General features: G+C 66.6%; 13 protein-coding genes and 2 riboswitches. Of the genes, 7 read left to right on the forward strand and 6 right to left on the reverse strand.

Features of this window, described 5'->3' with window-relative positions; genetic code table 11:
* The first annotated feature begins 79 nt into the window (after window positions 1–79).
* The gene (gene nadA / locus IB268_RS28195) at window positions 80–1,219 is read left to right on the forward strand and encodes a quinolinate synthase NadA (protein ID WP_125470548.1); all 1,140 of its coding nucleotides are present in this window, start codon (window positions 80–82) and stop codon (window positions 1,217–1,219) included.
* Between the two features lie 20 nt (window positions 1,220–1,239).
* A complete protein-coding gene (gene nadB, locus IB268_RS28200) occupies window positions 1,240–2,802 on the forward strand; it encodes an L-aspartate oxidase (protein ID WP_192328704.1) in 1,563 nt (520 codons plus the stop codon).
* A 34-nt stretch (window positions 2,803–2,836) separates the two neighbouring features.
* Here nadB and IB268_RS28205 read toward each other — a convergent pair whose 3' ends face one another.
* Entirely contained in the window at window positions 2,837–3,691 is an 855-nt protein-coding gene (locus tag IB268_RS28205; RefSeq protein WP_054452761.1) for a helix-turn-helix domain-containing protein, read from the reverse strand.
* Window positions 3,692–3,949: 258 nt separating this feature from the next.
* Between IB268_RS28205 and IB268_RS28210 the strand changes: the two genes are divergently transcribed.
* Together IB268_RS28210 and IB268_RS28215 are read left to right on the forward strand one after the other, a co-directional pair.
* Entirely contained in the window at window positions 3,950–4,732 is a 783-nt protein-coding gene (locus IB268_RS28210; RefSeq protein WP_192355162.1) for an alpha/beta fold hydrolase, read from the forward strand.
* A 66-nt stretch (window positions 4,733–4,798) separates the two neighbouring features.
* Window positions 4,799–6,106 carry an amidohydrolase family protein gene (locus IB268_RS28215; protein WP_192355163.1) on the forward strand — a complete coding sequence of 436 codons (1,308 nt, stop codon included), beginning with the start codon at window positions 4,799–4,801 and terminating at the stop codon, window positions 6,104–6,106.
* Between the two features lie 141 nt (window positions 6,107–6,247).
* Here IB268_RS28215 and IB268_RS28220 read toward each other — a convergent pair whose 3' ends face one another.
* Together IB268_RS28220 and IB268_RS28225 are read right to left on the reverse strand one after the other, a co-directional pair.
* Window positions 6,248–6,430, reverse strand: a complete 183-nt coding sequence (locus tag IB268_RS28220) for a hypothetical protein (protein WP_124260413.1) — start codon at window positions 6,428–6,430, stop codon at window positions 6,248–6,250.
* 150 nt (window positions 6,431–6,580) lie between these two features.
* The gene (locus tag IB268_RS28225; protein ID WP_192355164.1) at window positions 6,581–7,810 is read right to left on the reverse strand and encodes a D-amino acid dehydrogenase; all 1,230 of its coding nucleotides are present in this window, start codon (window positions 7,808–7,810) and stop codon (window positions 6,581–6,583) included.
* 44 nt (window positions 7,811–7,854) lie between these two features.
* Window positions 7,855–7,946: riboswitch (glycine riboswitch) on the reverse strand.
* 1 nt (window position 7,947) lies between these two features.
* A riboswitch (glycine riboswitch) is annotated at window positions 7,948–8,039 on the reverse strand.
* Window positions 8,040–8,167: 128 nt separating this feature from the next.
* Here IB268_RS28225 and ampC point away from each other — a divergent pair.
* Window positions 8,168–9,328 (forward strand): class C beta-lactamase, encoded by a 1,161-nt coding sequence (ampC, locus tag IB268_RS28230; protein ID WP_370540041.1) that lies wholly within the window; start codon window positions 8,168–8,170, stop codon window positions 9,326–9,328.
* A 5-nt stretch (window positions 9,329–9,333) separates the two neighbouring features.
* Here the strand turns inward: ampC and IB268_RS28235 are convergent, their stop codons facing one another.
* The 3 genes from IB268_RS28235 to IB268_RS28245 form a co-directional block, all read right to left on the reverse strand.
* The gene (locus IB268_RS28235; protein ID WP_370540042.1) at window positions 9,334–10,329 is read right to left on the reverse strand and encodes a 3-hydroxybutyryl-CoA dehydrogenase; all 996 of its coding nucleotides are present in this window, start codon (window positions 10,327–10,329) and stop codon (window positions 9,334–9,336) included.
* Between the two features lie 16 nt (window positions 10,330–10,345).
* Window positions 10,346–11,443, reverse strand: a complete 1,098-nt coding sequence (locus IB268_RS28240) for an NAD/NADP-dependent octopine/nopaline dehydrogenase family protein (protein WP_119449951.1) — start codon at window positions 11,441–11,443, stop codon at window positions 10,346–10,348.
* Between the two features lie 116 nt (window positions 11,444–11,559).
* Complete coding sequence (locus IB268_RS28245; protein ID WP_225589267.1) at window positions 11,560–12,570, reverse strand: AraC family transcriptional regulator; 1,011 nt, start codon at window positions 12,568–12,570, stop codon at window positions 11,560–11,562.
* A 122-nt stretch (window positions 12,571–12,692) separates the two neighbouring features.
* Between IB268_RS28245 and IB268_RS28250 the strand changes: the two genes are divergently transcribed.
* Together IB268_RS28250 and IB268_RS28255 are read left to right on the forward strand one after the other, a co-directional pair.
* On the forward strand, window positions 12,693–14,069 hold the full coding sequence (locus tag IB268_RS28250; RefSeq protein ID WP_082400869.1) for an MFS transporter: 1,377 nt from the start codon (window positions 12,693–12,695) through the stop codon (window positions 14,067–14,069).
* A gap of 139 nt (window positions 14,070–14,208) precedes the next feature.
* Window positions 14,209–15,039 (forward strand): DUF2242 domain-containing protein, encoded by an 831-nt coding sequence (locus IB268_RS28255; RefSeq protein WP_192355166.1) that lies wholly within the window; start codon window positions 14,209–14,211, stop codon window positions 15,037–15,039.
* The last annotated feature ends 30 nt before the right edge of the window (window positions 15,040–15,069 follow it).

The raw sequence follows: 15,069 nt of genomic DNA on the forward strand, positions 1-15,069 counted from the left end.
AACACTAGCATAAACCGTGCTCTTTTTTTGACCATTAAATGCTCAATATGAGCATAATATTTCGCGAGGAGACGCGTCCATGGACACCCCCAACCGCCGGTACGTCGAATTCGATCTGCCTGCCACGACTAGCTGCCCCAGCGCCGTCGGCCAGGCCTGGGCCCGCGTGCCCGAACCCTTGCCAGCCAATGAACGCGCCGCCTGCGTGGCGCGCATACGCGAACTCCTGGCGCGTGAACGCGCCGTGCTGGTCGCCCACTATTACGTCGATGCGGAGTTGCAGGAGCTGGCCGAACAGACCGGCGGCTGCGTCGGCGACTCGCTGGAAATGGCTCGCTTCGGCCGCGACCACGAGGCCCGCACGCTGGTGGTGGCCGGCGTGCGCTTCATGGGCGAGACCGCCAAGATCCTGAGCCCGGACAAGCGCATCCTGATGCCGGACCTGGACGCCACCTGCTCGTTGGACCTGGGCTGTCCGGCCGCCGATTTCGCCGCCTGGTGCGATGCCCATCCGGACCGGACGGTGGTGGTCTACGCCAATACCAGCGCAGAGGTGAAGGCGCGCGCGGACTGGGTCGTCACCTCGTCGATCGCGCTCGACGTGATCGCCGACCTGCATGCGCGCGGCGAGAAAATCCTTTGGGCGCCGGACCGCCATCTGGGCGACTACGTGCAACGCCAGACCGGCGCCGACATGCTGCTGTGGCAGGGGTCCTGCCTGGTGCATGACGAGTTCAAGGGCACCGAACTGGAGCTGCTGCGCGCCGAGCATCCCCAGGCCAAGGTGCTGGCGCATCCGGAATCTCCCGCGGCGGTGCTGGCGCAGGCGGACGTGGTGGGCTCGACCACCCAGCTGATCGAGGCCGCGCGCAAGTTCGACGCCGGGCTGCTGATCGTCGCGACCGACCAGGGCATCCTGCACAAGATGCGCGCGCAGGCGCCCGGCAAGACCTTCCTGGCCGCGCCCACCGCGGGCAACAGCGCCAGCTGCAAGAGCTGCGCGCATTGCCCCTGGATGGCGATGAACGCCTTGGGCAACCTTGCCGAGACACTGGAGCACGGCCGCAACGAGATCACGCTGGACCCCGCGCTGGGCCTGCGCGCCAAGGCGCCGATCGACCGCATGCTGGACTTCGCGGAACAACGCAAGCGCCGCGTGCAGGCCAGCGGCGACTTCGCACGCGACACGGCGCTATACGCCAGCGTCGGGCCGGCCTAAGGACTACCGGAGGTCCGCTCATGGAATTCGACGTCATCATCATCGGCAGCGGGCTGGCCGGCATGGCCGCGGCGCTGGAACTGGCCCCGCGCAGGCGGGTCGCCCTCGTGTCGAAGGGCGAGTTGCGCGACAGCGCCAGCAACCGCGCCCAGGGCGGCATCGCCGCGCCGCTGGGCGCGGACGACAGCATCGAGGCGCATGTCAGCGACACCCTGGTCGCGGGAGCAGGCCTGTGCGACTTGCCGGCCACGCGGCACATCATCTCCCGGGCCTGCGGCGCGATCGCCTGGCTGCAGGAGCAGGGCGTCGCGTTCACGCTGGAGCAAGGCGGCTTGCATCTGACGCGCGAAGGCGGGCACGGCCTGCGCCGCATCGCGCACGCGGCGGACGCGACCGGCAGCGCCATCGTCGCGGCGCTGGAGGACAGAGTGCGGCGGCAATCCGGCATCACGCTGCTGCAGGCGCATTGCGCCGTGGACCTGATTCTGGACGGCGCCGCGGGTACGGCCGCGGCTCGCTGCCGCGGCGTGCGCCTGCTGGACCTGCGCAGCGGGCGGATCTTCGACGCAACGGCCGGCCATGTCGTGCTGGCCACGGGCGGCGCGGGGCAGGCATACCAGACGACGACCGCGCCGCCGGCCGCGACCGGCGACGGCATCGCCATGGCCTGGCGCGCGGGCTGCCAGATCGCCAACATGGAGTTCACGCAATTCCATCCTACCGGCTTGCACCACGCGCAGGCGGGCGGATTCCTCATCTCCGAGGCCGTGCGCGGCGAGGGCGGTGTGCTGCGCCTGCCCAACGGCGCGCGCTTCATGCCGGCGCACGATGCGCGCGCCGAACTGGCGCCGCGCGACATCGTGGCCCGCGCGATCCAGGGCGAGATGGAACGCCATGGGTTGGAATGCGTGCAGCTGGACATCAGCCACCAATCGCCGCAATTCCTGCGGGAACACTTTCCCACCATCCAGGCGCGCTGCCTGGCGCTGGGCATCGACATCACGACGGCTTCCATCCCGGTTGCGCCCGCCGCGCATTACACCTGCGGCGGCATCGCCGCCGACATGGCCGGGCGCAGCAACCTGCCCGGCCTGTACGCGGTGGGCGAGGCCGCCTGCACCGGGCTGCATGGCGCCAACCGCCTGGCCAGCAATTCGTTGCTGGAATGTGTGGTGACGGGGCGGGCTGCGGCGCAAGACATACTCGGGCAGAAGCGGGCCGATGTTTCCCGCAGAACTCCGGCACCCGACGCAATCGCCGTGCCGGCGTCGCCCGATCTGGCGCGGCTGCGGCGCGACCTGCGACAACTGATGAGCCGGGACGTGGGCGTGCTGCGCAGCGATGCATCGCTGGCGCGTGCGGCGGCCTTCATTGGTCCGCTGCGAGCACAGACGGAAGCGCGGCTGTTGCGCGAGGGCTTGAGCCTGGAACTGCTGGAGCTGCGCAACCTGGCTCTGGCGGCTGATCTCATCGTGCGTGCGGCGAGTGCGCGGGGTGAAAGCCGCGGGGCGCATTTCAACCGCGATCGTCCGGGCCAGGACGCTGTGGATTTGCGGCTGCGCGCGCCTGCCGCAACCGCCTAGGCGCGGGCAGGGCAGTGTCCGGCCGGCCAGCGGCTCAGGAAACCCCGGTCAGCAGATGCTGCGCCGCGCCCGTCGCCGCGCGCCTGAAACGCGACGGCGACACGCCCATGTGCTCGCGGAAGAAGCGGGAGAAATTGCCGGGCGTGGAGAAACCCAGGTCCAGCGCTACCGAGGTCAGGGGCTGCTCCTGGTGTACCAGCAGGCGCACGGCTTCTTCGACGCGCACGGCGCTCCAGAAAACTTGCGGCGTGGTGTTGAGCTGATCGCGGAACAGCGCGAAGAAATGGCCGCGCGACAGGCCCACGCGGCTGGCGACTTCTTCGGCCGTGATGGGTTCATGGGCGTGTTCCCGCATGTAGGCGATCGCCGCGCGCAGCCGGCGGTCCAGCGCCGGCGTCGCGGGCATCTGGTTGCGTGGGCGCTCCGGTTCGATCGACGATTCGATTGCCGCTTGCAGCAAGGCCTCGACTTCGGCATCCAGGTCCGCGCCGGGGTGGTCCTGCGGCGCCACGATCTTGTCCAGCAAGCGCCAACAGCCCTGGCGCACCGCCGCGTCGATGGGCACGCCCGGCGCCGCGAAGTGGAATGGCCGCCCCGTGGCGGCCCGCCGTTCATCCAGCCAGGGCTTGGCGATGTAGAGCACCAGGAAGATGGCCGGGCCCGACCGTTCGAGCAGCCTGGCGTCGTGCGATTCGTACGTATTGGTGCCTAGCGCCAGGTGTTCGCTGTAGGGGACCGGAGTCTGGCCGACATGCCCCAGCACGCGCGCGCCGCCCAGCCACAGGGCCAGCTGCACTTCCGCATGCGCGTGCGCGATCAGGTCGTCGCGCAGTTCCAGCACGACGGCGCGGCCGAACGCGCCCTCGTGCAAGGCGTAGGTCTCCTGCATGTCTGTCTCCCGTTTTTCTTATCGCCTCGTCGCGCAAGCCTGGGCCTGCGTGCGGGCGGGTGCGGCGCTCAGGGAATTTTATGGGCGTTTACGCGTTTGTCCGCGCTAGGTGTATTCACTAGGCACAAAATCTGACTCTGCGATAAGTCCGCGCACGCAGCGATAAGCGCGCCACCGCCTGCGCCGATACAGTCCTGAAAAATTGCCGGCGCAGCGCCGATGCAAACAGCGACTGTTCAGATAAAGGGAGACGGCAGCATGAGCACGCAACACGTCAACGGCATGGCCGTGGAAATCGACGGCGAGGGGCCGGCACTGTTGTGCATACACGGCCTGGGCGGTTCCTCGAATACCTGGACGCCCGTCATGGGCGCCTTCGACGGTTTCCGCGTGATCCGTCCTGATCTACCGGGCAGCGCTCGTTCGCCGCTGGGCGAAAAGCGCCTGTCCATCGCTACCTACGTGGACGCGTTGGTCGGGCTGCTGGACGCATTGGATATCGATGCGGCGCATGTCGCCGCCCATTCGCTCGGAACCGTCGTGGCCCAGCATCTTGCCGTGGCGCATCCGGGCAGGGTCAAATCGCTGGCCCTGTTCGGCCCGCTGGCCGCTCCGCCCGACGCGGGCCGGCCCGGCATCCGCGCGCGTGCGGAGCTGGCGCGCGGCGGCGACGCGGCCATGCAGGAGATCGCCGACGCCATCGTCAAGGGCGCGACCAGCGCCCAGACCAAGCAGGATCAACCCGCCGTGCTGGCGCTCGTGCGCGAGAGCGTGATGCGCCAACCGCCGCAAGGCTATGCGCAGAGCTGCGAGGCGCTGGCGGATGCGCAGCCGGCCGCCGTCGAGACTATCGGCGCACCGGCCCTGCTGGTCACCGGCGATCAGGACGGCGTGGCGCCGCCCGGCAATGTCGAGGCCCTGGCCGCGCGCATGGCAGGCAGCCGCCGCATCGTGCTGGACGGATGCGGCCACTGGACCACTTACGAAAAGCCCCAGGCCTGCATCGAAGCCCTGCGGGAGTTCCACGCGGCGCTGCGCTAAGCCACGTTTTCCTGGCGTTTCAACATAAGAAATCGGCCCCCAACCGCGGGCCGGAGGAGACCTGTCATGTCCAGAATTGCCATTACCAACGTCGTCATCTTCGATGGCAGCGGCAAGCAGCCTTTTCAAGGCGAGGTGCTGATCGACGGCGCGCGCATTTCGCAGGTCGCGCGCACGCCCGAGCAGGTGAGCCGGGAGGGCGCGCGCATCATCGATGGGCGCGGCCGCTTCCTGATGCCGGGCATGACGGAAGCGCATACGCATTTTTCCTGGAACGACCAGCCCACGCTGGCCGCGATCCAGTTCATGCCGCCGGAAGAGCACATACTCTGGTGCGTGCGCGTGGCCAAACGCTATCTGGAAATGGGCTGGACCTCGGCAATCGGCGCGGCCGCGGCCAAGCCGCGCCTGGACGTGGTGCTGCGCAATGCCATCAATGCCGGCGAATGCCCGGGGCCGCGCTACCTGGCGGGCAGCCAGGAGATCACCACCATAGGCGCGCTGGGCGACAACTCGCTGCCGCACATGCCGTTCGACGAACTGAGCTTCGGCAGCGTGTGCTGTGGCCCCGAAGAGATCCGGCGCTCGGCGCGCACCTTCATCAAGTACGGCGTCGACCATCTGAAGATCAACCTGTCGGGCGAGTACATCGCCGGCCTGCCGGCCGAGATGTCGCCCTTCGCCGAAGACGAGATCGCCATGCTGGCGAACGAGGCCAAGCGCTATGGCAAGCGGGTCGCGGCGCACGCGCGCTCCAGCGAGTCAGTCAAGCAATGCGTGCGCCATGGCATCGAGATGATCTACCACGCCAGCTTTGCCGACGAAGAGGCCCTGGACATGCTGGAAGCCAACAAGGACCGCCATTTCGTTGCACCCGGCATAGGCTGGCTGATCCGCACCGCCTTCAACGCGTCCGAGTACGGCATCACGCCCGCCATAGCCGAACAGATGGGCTACAAGCGCGAGCTGGAAATCGCCTCGGAGTCGCTGCGCAAGATGCACAAGCGCGGCATCCGCATCCTGCCCGGCGGCGACTACGGTTTTGCCTGGATGCCCCACGGCACCAACGCCCGCGACCTCCAGTACTTCGTGGACTACATCGGCATGACCCCGACCGAAGCGCTCGTGTCCGCCACCCGGTTGGGCGGCGAGATCATGCAACGTCCGCACGAATTGGGCATGCTGCGTCCTGGCTATCTGGCGGACGTGGTCATGATCGATGGGGATCCGCTGAAGGATCTGTCGTTGCTGGTGGATCCGGAGCGGATCTTGCTGGTGGTGAAGGATGGGGAAGTGTGCAAGGACAGTCTCCGGCACGATGCGGACGCGGAACTGCTGACTGCCGAAGACAGGGATGCGGCCTTAGTACATTGACCGACGCGGCGTTACACACACAAGGAGTTGGAGCGCGCAGCGTCGGGACCTGAGCATTCGTAGCGAGCTTGCATTATTGAGCTTGCAGATCAATTTCCGCGAACAGATTCACCACGGGCGGAAGAAATGCAATCGGGAGTGTCATTCCTCGGCATCTTTGTCCATTGCTTCAAATTGGGCAAAGACGTGGCCCGCAGGAATGACGTTTCCCTGCGATATTTCGCGCCGGCCTCGATCGATTAGCTTGAGCAGGGCATAGGCTTCCGCCTTATCCCCGCTGCGATTGCAGTATGGAATCGCCTGGTCTTGATGCGAGCGTTTCACGGCATGGGCCTCCAGTGCAAGTACCGATAGGTGCAACTGTAGACTGGAGTTCACTTATCCGCCGGCTTTTCTCCCATTATTCGGACAGAAAGTAGGCGAAGCGGTACGAGCAAACCTGGTTGCATCAATGCTGGGTTTGCTCGCCTCAACTCAGGCCTCTCCCACCCCCTCCCTCACGCTAGCTGCCAGCATCTGCGCCGTCGCCGCCGACAAGGTCCAGCCCAGGTGCCCATGCCCCGTGTTGTAAAACACGCCGGGCCGCCTGCCTGGGCCCACGCGGGGCATCATGCTTGGAGTCATGGGGCGCAGCCCGCACCACGGCACCACGCGAGAGGTGCGGATGCCGGGGAAGTGCTTGCGGGTCCAGTCCACCAGGGGCTGCACGCGCTCCGCGCGGATGTCCATGTTGAAGCCATTGAACTCCGCCGTGCCGGCCACGCGGAAGCGGTCGCCTAGGCGGCTGGTGACGATCTTGGCGGCTTCGTCCAGCAGGCTGACGTGCGGTGCGGCCGCCTGGCTGGCGGCGTCGTCCAGGTGCACGCTGATGGAATAGCCCTTGACCGGGTAGATGTTGAGCGTGTCGCCCAGTTGCCTGGCGAACTGCCGGCTGACGGCGCCGGCGCAGACGACGATGGCGTCGGCCTCGTGCTGCTCGCGGCGCGCGCCGCCCTCGCGTACGACGTCGAGCACGTAGGGCGCGCCGTCCACGCTGATGTTGCGGATGTCGGCGTCCTGCGCGAAGCGCACGCCGCGGCGCTCGCAGGCGCGGGCCAGGCCGCTGGTGAACTTGTGGATGTCGCCGGTGGCGTCCGAGGGCGTGTAGAAGCCGCCATGGCAAGGGGTTTGCAGCGTGGGTTCGATGCTGCGCGCTTCCTCGGGCGACACCGCGTAGCGCTCCAGCCCGCCTTCCTGCAGCAGGGCATTGGCGCGGCGCGCGGTCTCGAAGCTGGCGGCGTCGTGGTAGATGTGCAGGATGCCGCGGCGCTCCAGGTCGAAATCTATGCCTTCTTCTTCCGCCATGGCGTACAGATGCTGGCGCGCGGCGATGGCCAGCCGGGTGGTCTCGATCGTGTTGCGGCGGTAGTTGCGGATCTGTCCGATGAACTGCGCCAGCCAGGAGTACTTGTGCCAGCTGAAGCGGGGATTGAGCAGCAGCGGGGCGTTGTGGCGGCCGAGCCAGCGCAGGCCTTTCATGATGGTGGCGGTGCTGTTCCAGACCTCGGCGTTGCTGGCCGACAACTGGCCGCCGTTGGCGTAGGAGGTCTCCATGGCCGGATAGCGCTGGCGGTCATAGACAGTGACGTGATATCCCAGTTTGCTCAAGGCATAGGCGGACGTGACGCCGGTGATACCGGCGCCAATGATGGCGATGCGGGGCATGATGGCTCCAGATTGAGTGGCCGCGGCCACCCGGCCGCAGCACCCCATCTGTCTCTGTACCTGAGAGCTTCACCCGCGGCGCAGACGGCGGCGGGTTCCCCTTCGGTGGGCGCGCTTGGCGCCTCTCTCCAGATTGTCTAGACCGCGCAGTCCTGTTTGCCTGAGAGTTTCCGGGGCGGTTGCTCCGTCGGCGCCTGCCGCGGGGGCAGGTCTCTTCTGCGGGGTTTTGGATCGACGAGGCGAGAATAGCCAAATTCCCCTGGGATGAGACCAAGGGTTAGTACCAATAAGGCGTCGCATCGCGCTACGATGCATGCGCGCCGCCGTCGCGGCGCCACGGATCCGACACGACAGGGAATGACGAGAATGCGCTTGAACAGCATGCTGCGCACGGGATTGTTTGCGCTGATGGCCGCAGGCTGCGCGCTGGCGCAGGCCGGCCAGGCAGAGACGGACCGCAAGGTCGACGAGGCGGTCCAGGCCGTCATGCGCGAACACGGCATTGCGGGCATGTCGATCGCCGTGACCCGCAACGGGACACAGCATTTCTACAACTATGGCGTGGCGTCCAGGCAGACCGGCAGGCCGGCCGGCAGCGATACGCTGTACGAGATCGGCTCCATCAGCAAGACCTACACGGCAACCCTGGCAGCCTATGCACAGGTGCGCGGCCGCCTGGCCTTGAGCGACAGTCCGGCCAAGTACCTGCCGGAGCTCGCCGGCAGCGACTTCGCCAAGCTGAGCCTGATCAACCTGGGGACGCACACGACCGGCGGCTTCCCCTTGCAGGTGCCCGACGCGATCAAGAACCAGGCGCAGCTGATGGCCTATCTCAAGGCCTGGAAGCCCGAGCATGCCGCTGGCACGTATCGCACCTACGCCAACCCCAGTATCGGCATGCTGGGCATGGTGGCGGCCAAGAGCCTGAACCGGCCGTTCAAGGCGGCCATGGAGCGGGACCTGTTTCCCAAGCTGGGCCTGACCAGCACCTACATCGACGTGCCCGCCGCCAGGATGGCGGACTACGCGCAGGGCTACAACAAGCAGGATGCGCCCGTGCGCGTGAATCCGGGCGTGCTGGCCGACGAAGCCTACGGCGTGAAGACCAGCGCACGCGACCTGATCCGTTTCGTCGACGCGAACATGGGCTTGAACCTCGCGGATGCCGAACTGCGCGGCGCAATCGCGCAGACACACGTCGGCTATTACCAGCTGGGCGACATGACCCAGGACCTGGCCTGGGAGCAATTGCGCTATCCGGCAACGCTGGACGCGCTGTTGACGGCCAATGCCGGCAACTACAACAGCCAGAGCCAGCCCGTGGCGGCGTTGAACCCGCCGCTGCCGCCGCAGGAGACCGTGTGGATCAACAAGACGGGTTCGACCAATGGCTTCGGCGGTTATGTGGCGTTCGTGCCGTCGAAGAAGCTGGGCATCGTGATACTGGCCAACCGGAATTATCCCAACGAGGCCAGGGTCCGCCTGGCGTACCGGATCCTGGGCGAGCTGGAGCAATAGGCCCGCTATCGCGCGGACGGCTGCCTCGCCGCGCCGTAGCGGGGCAGCAGGTCCATCACTTCCAGGCGCTTGCACAATTGCGCCAGCCGCTCCATCTTGTAGGCATTCACGTCCATGCCGGCGTAGTCATAGAAGCCCTGGCCGTCGCGCAGCCCGTTGCGCCCTTGTTCCATATTGCGGGCGATGACCGCAGGCGAGGCGAAGCGCGGATCGATGGCATCGGCGAGGTAGCGCGAGGCGTAGTAGAGAATGTCGCCGCCGCCCCAGTCGATGAACTCCAGCAGCCCCAGAACCGAAAAACGCAGGCCGAAGCCCAGGCGCACGGCCGTGTCGATGTCTTCGGCGCTGGCCACGCCTTCCTCCACCATGCGGGCCGCTTCGTTCATGGCCAGGGCCTGGATGCGGGGCACGATGTAGCCCGCGGCGGGGGCGCACTGCACGGGCTTCTTGCCCGCCAGGCGCAGCGCTGCCAGCAGCCCTTGCGTCGCGGCCTCGCTGGTCTGCGGGCCGCGGCTCACTTCCACCAGCGGTATCAGGTAGGCGGGGTTGAGCCAGTGCGCGTTCAGGAAGCGCTGCGGGTTTTGCACCAGTTCCGCCAGCTCGGTGACCAGAAAGGTGGACGTGGTGGACGCGATGATGCTGTCCGGCGCGCAGGCCGCTCCCAGCCATACAAAGGCATCGCGCTTGGCGTCCAGGCGTTCAGGCACGGCTTCGAACACCACGCGCGCCTGCCTCAGGTCTGCCTCCGCATCCTCGCGCGTGCATAGGCGCACGCACGCCAGCGCAACCTCCGCCTGCGCGGCGTCGAGCAAGCCCAGGCTGCACAGGATGCCGAGCTCGCGGCGCAGATCGTCCCGCACGCGGGCGAAGTACCCGGCTTGCTCGGCGGGCGTGCGCGATTTGATGTCTATCAGCGTGACGTCCAGTCCGGCATGGATGTATGACAGCGTGATGCCCACGCCCATGCGGCCGGCGCCGACTACGCACATTTTTTCATTCATGGCTTGCATCTCCGTGTCAGCAGCCTTCGGCCAGAAGCTGGCGCATGTCCGCGTGCGACAGGCGGTCCAGGCCCAGGCGTTCGAATGTGCGTCCTTCCGCGTAGAGGTCGCGGCCGGTGACCGCGCTGGCCAGGCTCAGCAGGCCTTGCGCGACCGGCGTCGGCACGCCCGCCCAGCGGCCGGCGGACACCAGGAATGACAGGCCGAGCCGCGTGTCTTCGAGCATGTAGCGGTGCGTGTGCAGGTCTATGTCCTCGCGCCAGTCGCCGCTGTCGGTGAGCTTGCCATGGGCGCCGCGGCCGTACATCCATTCATCGCCTTCGGCGGCATAGTGGTCGGCCAACGGGAAGTGGGGCGCGGCATAGCCCAGGGCCACACGGATGGCGATGCGCTCCGCGTCCAGCGCGTCGGTCACGCGCCGTATGGAGGCCTGGGTGCCTTCGTTGTGGATGTCCCATTTGTCGAAGTGTTCCAGCGGCCCTGCATTCATCATGATGAGCGGCGGATGGATGATGGGGCCGGCGTTCATCAGTGCGCCCGAAAGTCCGTCCTCTATCGGTTCGATGCTGGGGTAGGCGCGCTGGACCACGGCCAGCGCCTGCTTCGACAGCCGCCGCGGAAAGACGCCGGTGGGCAGACGGGTGGCGTAGCCGCTGATCACGACCTTTTCGCCATGCTTGCGGGCCAGATAGGGCAGGGTGCCGGTTTCGGCGAAGGCCGTATCCGCGACGTTTCCCGCGTCTTTCATGGCGCGGGCGAAGACGTAGCAGCCGAAGGTGCCAGGCGGCAGGAACACGACCTGGCCGTCGCGCAGCAGCGGCGCCAATTCCCGCGCCAGCGCTTCGTGGGTGGTGGAAGGCAGGGGAATGACCAGCAGCTCCGCATGCTCCACGGCTGTGGCCAGGTCGCGCACCAGCTGCAACTGCCGCGGTCCGTCGCCCAGCGGAACCTGGCGGCTGCCGCGATAGTCGGTGACCGTCAGCGCGCCCGCATCCCGCAAGCCCTGGAAGGCCGACCAGTCCCTGCGCCACCAATGCACGTGATGGCCTTTCTCAAACAGCTCGGCCGCTGCCGCGTAGCAGCCGTGGCCGCCGCCTATGACGCTGATTCTCATGGTCAAGCTCCGTCAGATGGAGCCTTGATCCTAGCGGCGGCGTGCAGGCGTGGCTGCGCCGAACGCGCAAGCGGCGTTCCGATCCGGCAAGCGAATCCGGCGCTGCCGTGCGACGCCTAATGCCTGCTTTGGCGCAGGGTGTCCGACGGCAGGCAGCCGTAGCGCTTGCGGTAGTGGGTGGCGAAATGCCCGAAGCTGGAAATGCCGTGCCGCAGCAGGATGTCGGTGACGCTATCGCCTTCGCCGGCTTGCGCAAGCGCCGCGTGCACCTGGGCCAGCCGCTGGTTGCGCACGTAGTCGCTGGGACTCTGCTTCAGGAACTGCGAAAAGCCGTTTTGCAGCGTGCGCACGGAGACGCCGCAGTAGGCCGCCAGGTCCATCAGCGATAGCGGCTGGTCCAGATGGCTTTCTATGTAATCGCGCGCGCGCCGCACGTGCAGCGGCAACGGCTGGCGGCGGTCTGCCTGCAAAGCCTCGGAGTAGTTGTGCGGCAGCTGGGTCAGCAGCAGCGTCAGCAGGTAGTCTGAAAAGCCGGCGGCCAGCGTTTGCGTGACGCCTTCAATGGCGGGATGGCGGTACAGCCGGCACAGATAGTCCAGCGTTTCGCGCACCGCCACCGGTCCGGGAGCGTCGGCATCCATTTGCAGGTCGAACACCAGCGCCTGCTTGATAGGGCGTTCAAGCAGCCGCTGCAGCTGGCGCTCCAGCGCCTCGCGCTCGATGCGCAGGATCAGGTTGCGGCAGTCGCGGCCGATGCGGATCACGCTGCGCTCGGACGGCGAGGAAATGGTCAGGCTGCCCGCGCTCATCGACGCGCTGCGCTTGCCCAGCGTGATCAGCCCGGAGCCTTGCAGCGTGATTCGGATCAGGTAGTAGCTGGCGATATCGCCGGCGTCGATCTCGACTTCCGCGCCATAGTGCAGATCGAACAAGGCCGCATTGCCGAAGAAGACGCCGTACAGGCGGGATTGCAGGGGTTTTCCCGGGGGGACGCACATGCGGTGCGACCAGAGGTGCTGGCTGACCTGGTCCTTGATCTCGGCGATGTTGCCCGAGTCCAGCAAGCAATGGCGGTCCAGCGGATTGGTGTCGTTGAACATGCTTTCCTGCGCAGCGGGAACAGTCATTGCGTCAGGCGTATAGAGGCTGGCTGCGCAAAGACCTACAAAAGATGGGCCTGCAAGCAAGTGAGACGCGACCCGGTCCTTGGGCATGGGCAGATCTCACCACCATACAAGGGAAACAAACCATGACTGACGGCAGCCCGCGGCACGGATCAAAACCTAGCTACGCCTACGAGTGGTACGTCGTGGTGATATGCATGCTAGCGTACATATTTTCCTTCGTCGACAGGCAGATCCTGGCGCTGATGATCGAGCCCATCAAGCATGACCTGCAGCTGTCCGACACGCAATTCAGCTTGCTGCACGGGCTGGCGTTTTCCTTGTTCTACGCCTTCATGGGCATACCGATCGCCTTGCTGGCGGATCGCTATTCGCGGCCCAAGATCATCGCGATCGGCGTCGCATTCTGGAGCCTGGCCACGGCGGCCTGTGGCCTGTCGCGCAATTTCGCGCAGATGTTTCTTGCGCGGATCGGCGTGGGCGTGGGCGAGGCGGCGCTGTCGCCTGCCACGTACTCCATGCTCAGCGACATGTTTCCGCGTGAAAAACTGGGGCGCGCAGTCGGGATATATTCGATCGGCTCGTTCATCGGCGGCGGCATGGCATTCCTGATCGGCGGCTACGTCATCAACCTGCTCAAGAGCGTGGATACCGTTGCCTTGCCCTGGATAGGCGCGATGCGGCCCTGGCAGGTGACCTTCTTCATTGTGGGATTGCCAGGCCTGCTGATCGCGCTGCTGATCCTGCTGACGGTGCGAGATCCGCAGCGGCTGGGCTTGCGGCGCAATGCCTCGGGGCAGGTGCAGAAGCCTGCCATGAAAGATACTTTCCGCTTCCTGGGCCGCCACCGCAGCACCTTTTTCTGCCACTACCTGGGCTTCTCGTTCTATGCGATGGTGCTGTTCGCGCTGCTGGGCTGGACGCCGGCGTTCTACATGCGCAAGTTCGGCATGTCGCCTTCGGAAGCCGGCTACATGCTGGGCGTGGTGGTGCTCGTCGCCAACACCGCCGGGGTGTTCTGCGGCGGCTGGCTGATGGACTGGCTGGCCAAGCGCGGCTACAGCGATGCGCCGCTGCGCGCCGGCGTGATCGGCGCGGCCGGCATGGCCTTGCCGGCGGTGATCTTCACCCAGGTCGATTCCCTGTGGTGGTCGGTGGGCTTGCTGCTGCCGGCCATGTTCTTCGCCTCGTTCCCCATGCCGACCTCGACGGCTGCGATGCAGATCCTGCCCCCCAATCAGCTGCGCGCCCAGGTGTCGGCGCTATTCCTGCTGATCTCGAACCTGATCGGGCTGGGCCTGGGCACCACCGCCGTGGCCATGCTGACTGATCGGTTGTTCAAGAACCCGGCGGCAGTCGGGCAATCCATCTCGGTCCTGATTGGCGTGGCCGCGGTGTTGTGCATCGGCCTGCTCGCCGCTGGCTGCAAGCACTACCGGCGCAGCCTGAACCTGGAGGCGCAGGAGGCGCCGCCGCTTGCGCCGGCGCGCGTGTCGCCCTGAACGCGGCTGCAAGGGTCGCGATGCGGCCCTTTTTTTTGAACTCTGTTACCTCTCCGTTGAACTGCACATTCCTCGTAAAAGAAATGGTGCCGGGGATGCGCTATAACGGACGCTTGACGCATTACTGTTCCTCCAATTCATGCCCCGTTTTTCCCGCAGTTCGTCGCTGGCCCTGTCCGTTGCCCTGGTGGGCGTCCTGGCGGGATGCTCATCCCCCAAGCCAGAGTTCGAAAAAGAAGACTTCACCCAGAACAACACCTACTCGCGCACCGTCGAAGCAAGTAACGTCGCCGCCTGCGACGCGGGCCGCCGCGCCTTGCTGAGCCAGGGCTACAACATCGACAAGTTCGAGGGTTCGCGGGTCACGGGGCACAAGAATTTCCAGGACGAGAACGGCCAGCATACGCAGATCGCCTTCAACATCGAATGCGCCTCCGACGGCAGCGCGAACGAGCGCGCCACGGTGTTCGCCAACGCGGTGCAGGACCGCTATTCGATCAAGCGAACCAACAGCTCGGCCAGTGTGGGGGTGAGCGTGCTGGGGCAGGTGTCCATGCCGTTCGGCTCCAGCGACGATTCGCTGGTGAAGACGGGCAGCCAGACGGTTGCGCGACCCAAGTTCTACGAAGGTTTCTTCCAGTTGCTGCAGCGTTTCCTGCCGGACGCGCAGGCGGCCGCCGCGCCTCATCCGCCCGCGAGCCGTGCCAAGGCGCAGCCCAAGGCCGCGCCGGCCGAGCCCGCGGAATCTCCGGACAAGCCAGCCGATACCCTGAATCCGGCCGCGGCCAACGGCGGTAGCGAATCTCCAAAAGCGCCTGCACCTGGTGGGCCCGCGTCCGCCGCTCCGGCAAGCGCCGCGCCGGCAAGCGCCGCGCCGACATCCGCCGCGCCCGCTTCGACCGCTCCCGCTCCGGCGTCGGCCCCTGCATCCGGCGCGGCCGCCCCGGCCCGCCCCGAGGCGGCCAAGTAAGGCAGCCTTGCCGGGCACCGCTTGCCGTAG

This window comes from Achromobacter sp. ACM01 (assembly GCF_014851745.1).
Lineage (GTDB): Bacteria > Pseudomonadota > Gammaproteobacteria > Burkholderiales > Burkholderiaceae_B > Achromobacter > Achromobacter aegrifaciens.

Excerpts from the sequence above, each read along its gene's own strand:
- IB268_RS28250 (WP_082400869.1), top strand. The coding sequence starts at position 12,693 with ATGACTGACGGCAGCCCGCGGCACGGATCAAAACCTAGCTACGCCTAC.
- IB268_RS28205 (WP_054452761.1), bottom strand. The coding sequence starts at position 3,691 with ATGCAGGAGACCTACGCCTTGCACGAGGGCGCGTTCGGCCGCGCCGTC.
- IB268_RS28215 (WP_192355163.1), top strand. The coding sequence starts at position 4,799 with ATGTCCAGAATTGCCATTACCAACGTCGTCATCTTCGATGGCAGCGGC.
- IB268_RS28210 (WP_192355162.1), top strand. The coding sequence starts at position 3,950 with ATGAGCACGCAACACGTCAACGGCATGGCCGTGGAAATCGACGGCGAG.
- nadA (WP_125470548.1), top strand. The coding sequence starts at position 80 with ATGGACACCCCCAACCGCCGGTACGTCGAATTCGATCTGCCTGCCACG.
- IB268_RS28240 (WP_119449951.1), bottom strand. The coding sequence starts at position 11,443 with ATGAGAATCAGCGTCATAGGCGGCGGCCACGGCTGCTACGCGGCAGCG.
- IB268_RS28255 (WP_192355166.1), top strand. The coding sequence starts at position 14,209 with ATGCCCCGTTTTTCCCGCAGTTCGTCGCTGGCCCTGTCCGTTGCCCTG.
- ampC (WP_370540041.1), top strand. The coding sequence starts at position 8,168 with ATGACGAGAATGCGCTTGAACAGCATGCTGCGCACGGGATTGTTTGCG.
- IB268_RS28225 (WP_192355164.1), bottom strand. The coding sequence starts at position 7,810 with ATGCCCCGCATCGCCATCATTGGCGCCGGTATCACCGGCGTCACGTCC.
- IB268_RS28235 (WP_370540042.1), bottom strand. The coding sequence starts at position 10,329 with ATGAATGAAAAAATGTGCGTAGTCGGCGCCGGCCGCATGGGCGTGGGC.
- nadB (WP_192328704.1), top strand. The coding sequence starts at position 1,240 with ATGGAATTCGACGTCATCATCATCGGCAGCGGGCTGGCCGGCATGGCC.
- IB268_RS28245 (WP_225589267.1), bottom strand. The coding sequence starts at position 12,570 with ATGACTGTTCCCGCTGCGCAGGAAAGCATGTTCAACGACACCAATCCG.